The organism is Thioalkalivibrio sp. (genome assembly GCF_041690275.1).
GTDB lineage: Bacteria > Pseudomonadota > Gammaproteobacteria > Ectothiorhodospirales > Ectothiorhodospiraceae > Thioalkalivibrio.
The window spans coordinates 12,082-23,096 of sequence record NZ_JAWLHP010000011.1 but is presented as its reverse complement, the minus strand read 5'-3'; the positions used below and the strand labels follow the sequence as shown (position 1 = coordinate 23,096).

10 protein-coding genes and 2 riboswitches are annotated in these 11,015 nt (G+C 69.0%); all 10 genes read left to right on the top strand.

Annotation, left to right across the window (positions count from 1 at the left end):
* Nucleotides 1–427: 427 nt before the first annotated feature.
* The 10 genes from ACESMN_RS03415 to gcvPB all read left to right on the top strand — a co-directional run bounded on the left by ACESMN_RS03415 (nucleotide 428) and on the right by gcvPB (nucleotide 10,907).
* Complete coding sequence (locus ACESMN_RS03415) at nucleotides 428–715, top strand: hypothetical protein (protein WP_373052182.1); 288 nt, start codon at nucleotides 428–430, stop codon at nucleotides 713–715.
* Entirely contained in the window at nucleotides 715–1,275 is a 561-nt protein-coding gene (locus ACESMN_RS03410) for a UPF0149 family protein (RefSeq protein WP_373052181.1), read from the top strand. Before ACESMN_RS03415 ends, ACESMN_RS03410 begins: the two co-directional genes overlap by 1 nt.
* Nucleotides 1,272–2,612 (top strand): Xaa-Pro aminopeptidase, encoded by a 1,341-nt coding sequence (gene pepP, locus ACESMN_RS03405; RefSeq protein WP_373052180.1) that lies wholly within the window; start codon nucleotides 1,272–1,274, stop codon nucleotides 2,610–2,612. Before ACESMN_RS03410 ends, pepP begins: the two co-directional genes overlap by 4 nt.
* Nucleotides 2,612–3,877 (top strand): FAD-dependent monooxygenase, encoded by a 1,266-nt coding sequence (locus ACESMN_RS03400; protein WP_373052179.1) that lies wholly within the window; start codon nucleotides 2,612–2,614, stop codon nucleotides 3,875–3,877. Before pepP ends, ACESMN_RS03400 begins: the two co-directional genes overlap by 1 nt.
* Nucleotides 3,874–5,067, top strand: a complete 1,194-nt coding sequence (locus ACESMN_RS03395) for an FAD-dependent oxidoreductase (RefSeq protein ID WP_373052178.1) — start codon at nucleotides 3,874–3,876, stop codon at nucleotides 5,065–5,067. The genes ACESMN_RS03400 and ACESMN_RS03395 overlap by 4 nt, the downstream gene beginning before the upstream one ends.
* A 453-nt stretch (nucleotides 5,068–5,520) precedes the next feature.
* Nucleotides 5,521–5,619, top strand: a riboswitch (glycine riboswitch).
* A 1-nt stretch (nucleotide 5,620) separates the two neighbouring features.
* Nucleotides 5,621–5,712: riboswitch (glycine riboswitch) on the top strand.
* A 55-nt stretch (nucleotides 5,713–5,767) separates the two neighbouring features.
* Nucleotides 5,768–6,856, top strand: a complete 1,089-nt coding sequence (gcvT, locus tag ACESMN_RS03390) for a glycine cleavage system aminomethyltransferase GcvT (RefSeq protein WP_373052177.1) — start codon at nucleotides 5,768–5,770, stop codon at nucleotides 6,854–6,856.
* 83 nt (nucleotides 6,857–6,939) lie between these two features.
* Nucleotides 6,940–7,332, top strand: a complete 393-nt coding sequence (gcvH, locus tag ACESMN_RS03385; RefSeq protein ID WP_373052176.1) for a glycine cleavage system protein GcvH — start codon at nucleotides 6,940–6,942, stop codon at nucleotides 7,330–7,332.
* A 139-nt stretch (nucleotides 7,333–7,471) separates the two neighbouring features.
* Nucleotides 7,472–8,815 carry an aminomethyl-transferring glycine dehydrogenase subunit GcvPA gene (gcvPA, locus tag ACESMN_RS03380; protein ID WP_373052175.1) on the top strand — a complete coding sequence of 448 codons (1,344 nt, stop codon included), beginning with the start codon at nucleotides 7,472–7,474 and terminating at the stop codon, nucleotides 8,813–8,815.
* 53 nt (nucleotides 8,816–8,868) lie between these two features.
* Nucleotides 8,869–9,369, top strand: coding sequence for a thiol peroxidase (gene tpx / locus ACESMN_RS03375; protein WP_373052174.1), 501 nt, complete (start codon nucleotides 8,869–8,871; stop codon nucleotides 9,367–9,369).
* A 59-nt stretch (nucleotides 9,370–9,428) separates the two neighbouring features.
* On the top strand, nucleotides 9,429–10,907 hold the full coding sequence (gene gcvPB / locus ACESMN_RS03370; RefSeq protein ID WP_373052173.1) for an aminomethyl-transferring glycine dehydrogenase subunit GcvPB: 1,479 nt from the start codon (nucleotides 9,429–9,431) through the stop codon (nucleotides 10,905–10,907).
* The last annotated feature ends 108 nt before the right edge of the window (nucleotides 10,908–11,015 follow it).

Here is an 11,015-nt window from a genome sequence, read left to right as displayed (position 1 = left end):
GTGGGAGCGGCCTCTGGCCGCGATGGCCCTGGGCAGTCGAGCCAACGCGGTATCGCGGCTGGAAGCCGCTCCCACGCCGTGGGGGCGGCCTCCATGGGAGCGGCCTCTGGCCGCGATGGCCCTGGGCGGTCGAGCCAACGCGGTATCGCGGCTGGAAGCCGCTCCTACGCCATGGAAGCGGCCTCGGTGGGAGCGGCCTCTGGCCGCGATGGCCCTGGGCACCCAACACAACGCCGTATCGCGGCTGGAAGCCGCTCCTACGCCGAGAGGGCTCGCCTCCCTCGGCGATTCGGCGCCGGGGATGATTGCCCTTGGTGCCACCGCACGATCCGCGTCCTCCGATGTCACTGATGTCGGGCGGTTGCGGGGGTTGCGCTCCGCGGCCAAAATGAACGCGGCGGGAGTCCGCACTCCTCGGGGAATCATTATGAGCGACATTCCTCCACCCGGTCCCGATGCCACGATCGTCGAGTCGGTGGCGCACAATGGCAAGCCCTGTCGGGTGGTCGACAACACCGGGACCATCGAGCGCGCGGAACTGGAGCGGCTGCTGGCCGATCTGATCAGGGAACGCCACTTCGGCCTGCGCGCGCTCTCGGCGAAGGGAAGCAATTCGATCCGGCTGGGCGAGCCCGATTTCACGCACATGCAGTTCGGAGACCGCATCTACCGCATGTTGCTGTTCCCCTACGAAGCACGTCTGGAGACCTTCTGATGTCCGCATTGAAACCGGAAGCCGAGCGGCTGGACGCGTTGCTGCACTCGGCGGGTCTGGCCTGCGGCGCCTCCACGGCGCATGGCGTGCTGTCCGGCTGCCTGGTCGCGGATGACAGCCTTTCGGCGGCTCGACTCGCAAGGGCGCTCGGTGAGCGTCATCCGGCCCCCGGGCACGATGAGGCCGCGCTGCAGGCGGCGATCGAGGAAATCCGGCTGGACCTGCTGCGCGCGTTGAACGATCCGGATCTCGGCTTCGAGCCCCTGCTTTCGGAGGATGACGATCTCGCGCAGCGCAGCCATTCCCTTGGCCAGTGGGTGGACGGATTCCTCGGCGGATTGGGTCAGACGCCCCGGCTCGGCGGACTCAAGCCGTCCCCCGAGGCGGCCGAGATCCTGCGCGACTTCGCCGAGATCGCCCGGCTCGACCCGGAACCGGAGGACAGCGAGGAGAACGAGGAGGCCTTTGCCGAACTCGGCGAATACGTGCGCGTGGGAGTGCTGCTGCTGGCCGAGGAGCTGGCCCCGGAGCGGCCCCGGCAGCCGATACCGCTGCAATGAAGGCGCCCGCGATCAGCCTGAAGGCCTTCGCCCGCCGCCGCGAGCGGCTGATGCACGCCATCGGCGGCGACGCAATCGCGGTGATACCGGCCGCGACCGAGAGCCTGCGCAACCGGGATGTCGAGTACCCCTTCCGCCAGGACAGCGATTTCCTGTACCTGACCGGCTTCCCGGAACCCGACGCGGTCGCGGTGCTGGTGCCCGGACGGGAGGCCGGGGAGTACGTGCTGTTCTGTCGTGACCGTGACCCGGACATGGAGACCTGGAACGGCCGTCGCGCCGGTCCGGACGGCGCAGTGGCCGACTACGGGGCCGACTGCGCCTTCCCGATCGGCGACATCGGCGAGATCCTGCCCGGGCTGATGGAGAACCGCAGGGCGCTGTGCGCGCCGTTCGGGCACACCGAGGCGATGGACCAGCGCCTGTTCGGGTGGGTGAAGCAGGTGCGGGCGAAGGCGCGCTCCGGCGTGCGGGCACCCACCGAATTCGTCGCGCTGGAGCACCACCTGCACGAGCAGCGCCTGTTCAAGCAGGCGGACGAGCTGCGCATGATGCGCCATGCCGCCCGGATCTCCAGCCAGGCCCACGTGCGTGCGATGCAGGCCTGTCGCCCGGGCATGGCCGAGTTCGAGATCGAGGCCGAGCTCCTGCACGAGTTCCGGCGTTACGGGACCGAGCCGGCGTACCACTCCATCGTCGGGGGGGGCGAGAACGGCTGCATCCTGCACTACGTAGAGAACCGGAGCCGCCTGAAGGCGGGGGACATGCTGCTGATCGACGCCGGATGCGAGCATGGCGGATACGCCTCGGACATCACCCGCAGTTTTCCGGTGTCGGGACGTTTCGGACCCGCCCAGCGCGAGGTCCACGAGCTGGTCCTGGAGGCACAGGCCGCGGCCATTGCCAAGGCAGTGCCTGGCAACCACTGGAACGATCCCCACGACGCCGCGGTGGGTGTCCTCACCCGGGGCCTGAGGACGCTCGGGATACTCGCGGGCCGGCCGGCGGATCTGATCCGCAAGGAGGCCTACAAGCCCTACTACATGCACCGGACCGGTCACTGGCTGGGGCTGGACGTGCACGATGTCGGCGACTACCGGATCGGGGAGGTATGGCGACTGCTGGAGCCGGGCATGGTGATGACCGTCGAGCCCGGCCTCTATTTTGGTCCGCAGGCCCGGGCACCCAAGCGCTTTCGCGGGATTGGCATCCGCATCGAGGACGACGTCGCGGTGACCCGTTCCGGCAACGAAGTGCTGACCGAAGACTGCCCGAAGACCGTCGGCGAGATCGAGGCCTGCATGGCCGGGAGGATGGACCGGGCGGGAGCCGCCTGATGACGGCACGCAGGCGCAACTGCGACGTCGTGATCGTCGGCGGCGGGCCGGTTGGTGGCCTGCTGGCCTGCCTTCTGGCCCGTGGTGGTCTCGACGTGGCGCTGGCCGAGCGCGGGGCGGCGGACTCCGGCTACGGGGACGCGCGCGGGTACGCGCTCGCTGCCGGTACGGTCCGCCTGCTCGACGATGTCGGCTACTGGCAGCCGCTGGCACCGGAGGCCGAGCCGATCCTCGCGGTTCACGTGAGTCGTGAGGGCGGTTTCGGGAGCGTGGTGATGGATGCCGCGAGTCAGGGGGTTTCCGCTCTGGGACAGGTGGTGCCGGCCGCGCGCATCGGGGCGATGTTGGCGGAAGCGCTGGCGGCAACCGGTGTCGAGCGTCTGGATCAGACCCGGCTCGAGACCCTCGAGGCGGCGGGGGACGGGCGGCGCGAGGTGGTGCTCGCCGGCCCGGACGGACGCCATCGCCTTGCAGCCCGGCTCGTCGTGGCGGCCGACGGCACCGGATCGGCCACCCGGGCGGCGGCGGGGATCGAGGTGCGGCGGCGCCGGTATGCGGCCGACGCGCTGGTCTTCGATGTCCGGTCCACCCGGCCGCACGGCGGCAGGGCCTTTGAGCGTTTTACGCCAGAGGGTCCGCTGGCGTTGCTGCCGCAGCCCGGTGGGCGGCTCAATGTGGTGTGGGTCGCACCGCCCGAGACCTGCGATGAGCGGATCGCACTGTCCGATTCCGAGCGCATTGCGGCGCTGCAGGCCCGGTTCGGCTGGCGCCTCGGCCGGCTCCGCACCGCCGGCCCCGCAGCGCGGTTCCCGCTGGAGCTGGTGCGGGCGCGGCGCATGTACGACCAGCGGCTGGTACTGGCAGGGAATGCCGCGCATGGATTGCACCCGGTCGCGGGCCAGGGTCTGAACCTGTCTCTGCGTGACGTGGCAATCCTTGCCGGGCGCGTGTTGTCCGCGCGTGACCCGGGGGCGCCCGAGGTGCTCGCGGCCTACGCGCAGGCGCGTAGCGGCGACATCGACCGGGTCGCCGCGGTCACGGACCTCCTCGCGCGTGGCCTGCCAGTGGGTGAGAGGTTCGCGCCGCGGGCGCTGCGCAGGGGGATGCTGCTGCTCGACCGGATCGGCCCGTTGCGCCAGCTCTGGGCGGAACAGGCGATGGGCCTGCAGCCTCTGCCGCGGCGGATCCTGCGCGGGTTGCCGGCCGAGTCCCGGGAAGGCGGCACAGCCCCCACGGCCACCGAGCGAAGAGGGGAGGGCATATGAGCGGATCGGTCGAGGCCTTTGACGCGGTGGTGGTCGGGGGTGGCGCCGTCGGGGCCGCCACCGCACTGGGTCTCGCCCGTGCCGGGCAGCGGGTACTGTTGCTGGATCGGAGGCCGAAGCCGGCCTTCTCGGAAGAGGCTCCGGTCACCCGGATGGCCACGCTGAATGCCGCGTCCATGCAACTGCTGACGGATCTCGGAGTGGCCGACAGGGTGCTGGCCCGTCGCGGACACCCCTTTCATCGCATGGACGTCTGGGACGCGAACAGCAGCGCTGAACTGCATTTCGACGCCGACGACCTCGGGCTTCCGGCCCTGGGATGGACGGTCGAGCACCTGGCGCTGGAAACCAGCCTGTGGGAGGCACTGGAGGCAGCCGGCGGCGCCGTGCTGCCGGAGACCGGCTGGCGCGCGCTCGACTGGTGGCCGGACCGGATCGATCTGCACCTCGAAGGCGGCCGGGTGCCGGGCGCGCGGCTGCTGATCGCCGCCGATGGCGCGGAATCCGCGCTGCGGACGCGGGCGGGGATCGCGGTGCGCCGAAGTCCCTACCACATGACCGGCGTGGTCGCGACGGTGGCCACCCGCTTTCCGCACCAGGACACGGCCTGGCAGCGGTTCAACGGCGAGGAAATCCTGGCATTCCTGCCACTGGCGGACGGTCGCTGCTCCATCGTCTGGTCATTGCCGGAGTTCGAGGCCGAGCGGGTCCTGTCGCTGGACGATGAGGCCTTTGCGGAGTCGCTCAGGGACGCCTTCGGCGGACGGCTTGGCGACATCCTGTCGGTGTCTCCCCGCGCCGACTGGCCGCTGGTGGGGCGCCAGGCTCGGGATTATGTCAGCGGCCGTCTGGTGCTGGTCGGTGACGCCGCGCATACCATCCATCCGCTGGCGGGCCAGGGTCTGAACCTGGGTCTCGCGGACGTTCGGGCGCTGCTCGACGCGGTTCCCTCCGGTACCGGTTCGGATCCCGCGGATGCGGCGGCGCTGCGAGCCTACACGCGCAGCCGGCGCCTGGACAACGAGCTGATGCTGCGTTCGATGGAGGGTCTCCGCTGGCTGTTCGGTTCGTCGCAGCCGCCCGTGGCCTGGGCACGCGAGTTCGGGGTGGGTCGGGTCGACCGCCACCGGGCGCTGAAGCGCTTCTTCGCGTTGCGGGCCCTGGGAGGGGGGCTGGCGCCGGTCGGCTGACGGGCGCGCGGGCGCCACCTCGCAAGACCCGTTGCATGCACCTCCAGGGCCAACCCTTCGATAGAGGGTCAGCCTTCTTATGCACATGCAGGCCGGTCCCGGTCGCGTTGTTTGATGGCCTGGGTCAAGAGGCTTGTCCGGTATATTAGAAAAATATAAAAAACAATACAAAACAACAACTTGATATTTGCGGCTAAAAAATAGCCAGTTTGTTCCGGCGACAATGGGGACACGCCCTGTGGGCCATTGACGACAAACCATCCACAGAGTTATCCACAGGCTTTGTGGAAAAATGACAGTCGGGTTTCAGCGTCAGTCATTTAGCGAGAAAAGCTGCGAAGGGTTGAGACCAAGATGGTCCAATCACGCCGTGCCTGACGGCACGGGATTTTACGTCGCATACGGCTTGGGCTAGACTCGGAATCCTGCCGGTGGTGGACCGCGGTCTGCTACCACACCGACCTGGAAGAGTGCCGCTCACGGACGTGGGCGGCCGCCGAAGGCGCAACGTCCGCCCGGAATCGCTCAGGCCACCCGGACCGGGACGGTGATCAAGGCAGACTCTGGAGAGCGGCCGTGTACGGCCCACCGAAGGGGGCGTTGATCGCAACGCAAACTCTCAGGTTTCAGGACAGAGGGGCGGCCGGTGCAACTGCGCGCTGGCCGCCCTTTTTGTTGAGCTCTGCCACGGAGGTTCCGGATGACGCTGAAGACCACGCCCCTTCATGCCGCGCACCAGAGGGCCGATGCGCGCCTAGTCGACTTCGCCGGATGGGAGATGCCCCTGCACTACGGATCCCAGATTGACGAACACCATGCGGTCCGCACCGGCGCCGGCGTCTTCGACGTCTCGCACATGCAGGTGGTGGATGTCTCCGGCGCGCAGGCCCAGGCCCTGCTGCGCCGTTTGCTGGCGAATGATGTCGCGAAGCTGCGTGCGCCGGGACGTGCGCTGTACAGCTGCATGCTCAACGCGGACGGCGGGGTGGTGGATGACCTGATCGTCTACTTCAGGGGCGACGAGGGGTACCGGATGGTGGTGAACGCGGCCACCGCGGAGAGCGACATCGCCCACATGCGCGCGGTTGCCAGGGGCCTGGATGCCTCCGTGGAGCCCCGGCCGGAACTGGCCCTGCTCGCGGTACAGGGACCCGAGGCGGTGGCCAAGGTGGCCCCGTTGCTCCCGGGCCGGCTGCGCACGGCGGGCGAACTGCGACCCTTCCACGCGGTCTGGGGTGAGGAGTGGATGGCGGCCCGGACCGGTTACACCGGCGAGGACGGTTTCGAGATCATGCTGCCCGCCGAGCGGGCGGAGGCCTTCTGGGACGACTTGCTCCGATCCGGAACGCGACCGATCGGTCTCGGTGCGCGCGACACGCTCCGGCTGGAGGCGGGCATGAATCTCTACGGCACCGACATGGACGAATCGACCACGCCGCTGGTGTCGAATCTGGGCTGGACCGTGGCCTGGGAGCCGCCGGAGCGCGACTTCATCGGGCGCGCCGCGCTGGAGCGGCAGCGCGCCGAGGGGGTGCCCGCGCAGCTGGTCGGGCTGGTGCTCGACGGCCGCGGCGTGCTGCGCGGCGGTACCCGGATCGAGACACCCGCCGGCGACGGCACCGTGACCTCGGGCAGCTTCGCGCCCACCCTCGGCGTTTCCATCGCGCTGGCCCGCATCCCGGCGGCCTCGGACGCGCGCGAGCTGACCGCGCACCTGCGCGGGCGAACGATGCCCGTGCGCCGCGTGAAGCCGCCATTCGTGCGCCACGGGAAATCGCTGCTGGACTGAGCCCGGACCTGCAGTACCGCGGGGGACCCCGGTCGAGCGTGAACACCGACTTTGACAACGAGCTGCGTTAGAGGGAACAGCACATGAGCGAAACACCGCAGGATCTGAGGTACAGCGACAGCCACGAGTGGGTGCGGGTGGAATCCGACGGTTCGGTCACCGTGGGGATCACCGGCCATGCCCAGGAGCTGCTGGGTGATCTGGTCTTCGTGGAGACACCGGAGCCGGGGAGCGCGGCCAGCGCCGGCGAGGCCTGTGCCACCGTCGAATCGGTGAAGGCGGCCTCGGACGTATATGCGCCGGTGTCCGGGGAGGTCGTCGCCGTGAACGAGGGTCTGGCCGACGCCCCGGAACTCGTGAACGAGTCGCCCTATGGCGATGGCTGGCTGTTCCGCATCCAGCCGTCCGACACCACGCAACTCGACGCGCTGATGGACGCCGACGCGTATTCCGCGAAGGTGGCCAGCGAATCCTGAGCCCGCACCGGGGGCTGCCGTGGCGCGGGGCGGAATCGCCGCGCGCACCGGCCGCCCATCGCATGCCCGCTCCCGCAAGCGGGCGCGGGGGCTCACTGCGCGAAGTTGAATGTTGACACCAAGTCCTGAGAGGCAAGCGATGCCCTTCATTCCGCACACCGAAGACGACATCCGCGACATGCTGCAGCAGATCGGCGCGGGATCCATCGAGGACCTGTTCGAGGAGATCCCGGCCGATCTGCGGGCGCCGCCGCTATCGGGCATCCCGGAAGGCCTGCCCGAGATGGAGGTGACGCGGCTGATGCAGGAACGCGCGGCGCGTGACGGTGCGCCCCTGAACTTCATCGGTGCGGGCGCCTACGAGCACCACATCCCGGCAGCGGTGTGGCAGATCGCCACGCGCGGGGAGTTCTACAGCGCCTACACCCCCTACCAGGCCGAGGCCTCGCAGGGGACGCTGCAGCTGATCTACGAATACCAGACCATGATCACGCGCCTGACCGGTATGGAGGTCTCCAACGCGTCCCTGTACGACGGCGCCTCCGCGCTGGCGGAGGCGGTGCTGATGGCGGTACGCATCAACCGCCGGTCGAAGAGCAACCGCATCCTGGTGCCCGGGGCCCTGCACCCCGCCTATCGCGCAACGGTCCGCAGCATCGTCAGCAATCAGGACATCGAGCTGGTCGAGCTCCCCTGGGACGAGCGCCTGGGATCCATCGATGCCAACAGCCTGGAGGCCTACGACGGGCAGGACATCACCGCGCTGGTCGTCGCGCAGCCGAATTTCTTCGGGGTGCTCGAGGACGTGGATGCGCTGACGCGCTGGGCCGAGGCGCGCGGCGTGCCGGTGATCGCGGTGGTGAACCCGGTGTCGCTCGCGTTGCTGAAGCCACCCAGCGAATGGGGGGAGCGTGGCGCCGACATCGCGGTCGGCGAGGGGCAGCCCCTGGGCGCCCCGCTCTCCGGCGGCGGGCCGTATTTCGGATTCATGACCACGCGCCGCGAGCACATTCGCCAGATGCCCGGGCGTATCGTCGGGCGGGCCGAGGACGCCGACGGGCGACCAGGCTTCGTGCTGACCCTCCAGGCGCGCGAGCAGCACATCCGGCGTTCCAAGGCCACCTCCAACATCTGCACCAACCAGGGGCTGGTGGTCACCGCCGCCACCATCCACATGGCGCTGCTCGGGGATGCCGGGCTGAAGCGGGTCGCGGAGGCCTGCTGGCACAACACGCACCAGCTCGCGACGCGCCTGTCGAGGGCAGGCATCCAGCCGCGCTTCGCGGGGGATCACTTCCACGAGATGGCCTTCGATTTCGGGCCGGATGCGCAGGCCCGCCTGGCACGGATGTCGCGAGCGGGCGTGCTCGCAGGCCACCCGCTGGCGGCCGAGTATCCGGACCTGGCGAACTGTGTGCTGGCCTGTGCGACCGAGACCAAGACCGCAGGCGACCTGGACCGCTATGTCGAGGCGCTGGCCTGAGGCCGCGCCCGGTCTTCCATTTCTGTCCCATTTCACCCAAAAGGAGAATCGCGATGGCCGAAATCACCCTGCAGGGCAATCCCATCCACACCAACGGTGACCTCCCGGCGGTGGGCTCGATCGCTCCGGACTTCAGGCTCACGAACAATGACCTGAACGACGTCGGACTCGAGGACTTCGCGGGCAAGCGCAAGATCATCTCCATCGTTCCCAGCCTCGATACCGGCGTCTGCGCGCAATCGACGAAGAAATTCAACGAACTCGTCGCCCGGCACGACGACGTCGTCGTGCTGGTGGTCTCCGCGGACCTGCCCTTCGCCCAGGCCCGCTTCTGCGGCGCCGAGGGCATCGACCGGGTCCACACCCTGTCACTGATGCGCTCGAAGAACTTCGCGAAGGACTACGGCGTGCTGGTGCAGGATGGCCCGCTGGCCGGCGTCACCGCCCGCGCTGTCGTGGTGCTGGATGCCGGCAACAAGGTCCTTTACACGGAGCTGGTCCCGGAGATCGGCCAGGAACCCGACTACGACGCGGCCTTTGCCGCACTCGACTGAACCCGTTCTGCACTGGCAGCCCCCGGTGACGGCCGGAGGCTTCAACAGGGGAGCACGAAATGACCCGAGATGAACACAGCCTGATCTTCGATCGTTCACGCCCGGGACGGTCCGCGACCGCGCAGGCACCCGGCCCTTCCCACGAGGCGGCCGGCATCCCGGATTCTCTTCGGCGTCGTGCCGACCCGGGGCTGCCGGCGGCATCGGAGCTCGACGTGGTGCGCCACTACACCCGGCTGTCGCAGAAGAACTTTGCCATCGACACGCAGTTCTACCCGCTGGGTTCCTGCACGATGAAGTACAACCCCCGGGCCTGTAACAGCCTGGCGATGCTGCCCGGTTTTCTGAACCGGCATCCGCTGGCCCCGGCCGACCACAGCCAGGGTTATCTGGAGACCATGTTCGAGCTGCAGGAGATGCTGCGCGAGGTCACGGGCATGAGCGGCGTGTCGCTGACACCGATGGCCGGGGCGCAGGGGGAATTCGCCGGGGTGGCGATGATCCGCGCCTACCACCGGGCGCGTGGCGACGACGAACGCCGGGAGATCATCGTGCCCGATGCAGCCCACGGCACCAATCCGGCGACCGCGATCATGTGCGGCTACCAGGTGCGGGAGATCCCGACGGACGCCAGTGGCGACGTGGACCTCGAGGCCCTGAGGGCGGCCGTGGGACCGCAGACGGCTGGCATCATGCTGACCAACCCCTCCACGGTCGGCGTGTTCGAGCGGCATATTGGCGAGATCGCGGCGATCGTGCACGAGGCCGGCGGGTTGCTCTACTACGACGGAGCCAACCTGAACGCGATCCTGGGCAAGGTGCGCCCGGGCGACATGGGCTTCGATGTGATCCACATGAACCTGCACAAGACCTTCTCGACCCCGCACGGCGGAGGTGGACCGGGTGCGGGAGCGGTCGGCGTGAGCAAGCGCCTGCTGCCGTTCCTGCCGGTGCCGGTGGTGGTCAGGGAGGACTCGGGAGTGTATCGGCACGCCGCGGAGAGCGACCTGCCCCAGACGATCGGCCGCCTGTCCGCCTTCGCGGGCAACGCCGGGGTGCTGCTGCGTGCCTACGTCTACATGCGCATGCTCGGGCGCGAGGGCATGACCCGTGTCGCCGAGTTCTCGACCCTGAACGCGAACTACCTGCAGGCCGAGCTGCGGCACGCCGGCTTTGATCTGGCCTTCCCCGAACGCCGGGCCACCCACGAGTTCATCGTGACGCTGAAGCGGCAGGCGAAGGAGACCGGGCTGACCGCAATGGACATCGCGAAGCGTCTGCTCGATCACGGCTACCATGCCCCGACCACCTATTTCCCGCTGCTGGTCCCCGAGTGCCTGCTGATCGAGCCGACCGAGACCGAGTCGAAGGAGACGCTGGACGGCTTCGTGGCGGCGATGGCCTCGATACTCGAGGAGTCGCAGCGGGACATCGACACCGTGAAGAGCGCCCCGCACCGGCTGCCAAACCGTCGCTTCGACGAGGTCACTGCCGCGAAACGCCTGGATGTGATCTACCGGCCGGAGACCGCGTTCTGATCGCGGCCGGAGGCCGCCCGGGGTGGTCGTGGGAGCGGCTTCCAGCCGCCGTGGGAGCGGCTTCCAGCCGCGATCCGGCGAGTGGTCGTGGGAGCGGCTTCCAGCCGC

Bases quoted from the DNA above. Each gene is read 5' to 3' on its own strand.
- gcvPA (WP_373052175.1), top strand. From the start codon at position 7,472: ATGCCCTTCATTCCGCACACCGAAGACGACATCCGCGACATGCTGCAG.
- pepP (WP_373052180.1), top strand. From the start codon at position 1,272: ATGAAGGCGCCCGCGATCAGCCTGAAGGCCTTCGCCCGCCGCCGCGAG.
- ACESMN_RS03410 (WP_373052181.1), top strand. From the start codon at position 715: ATGTCCGCATTGAAACCGGAAGCCGAGCGGCTGGACGCGTTGCTGCAC.
- gcvT (WP_373052177.1), top strand. From the start codon at position 5,768: ATGACGCTGAAGACCACGCCCCTTCATGCCGCGCACCAGAGGGCCGAT.
- tpx (WP_373052174.1), top strand. From the start codon at position 8,869: ATGGCCGAAATCACCCTGCAGGGCAATCCCATCCACACCAACGGTGAC.
- ACESMN_RS03415 (WP_373052182.1), top strand. From the start codon at position 428: ATGAGCGACATTCCTCCACCCGGTCCCGATGCCACGATCGTCGAGTCG.
- ACESMN_RS03395 (WP_373052178.1), top strand. From the start codon at position 3,874: ATGAGCGGATCGGTCGAGGCCTTTGACGCGGTGGTGGTCGGGGGTGGC.
- gcvPB (WP_373052173.1), top strand. From the start codon at position 9,429: ATGACCCGAGATGAACACAGCCTGATCTTCGATCGTTCACGCCCGGGA.
- ACESMN_RS03400 (WP_373052179.1), top strand. From the start codon at position 2,612: ATGACGGCACGCAGGCGCAACTGCGACGTCGTGATCGTCGGCGGCGGG.
- gcvH (WP_373052176.1), top strand. From the start codon at position 6,940: ATGAGCGAAACACCGCAGGATCTGAGGTACAGCGACAGCCACGAGTGG.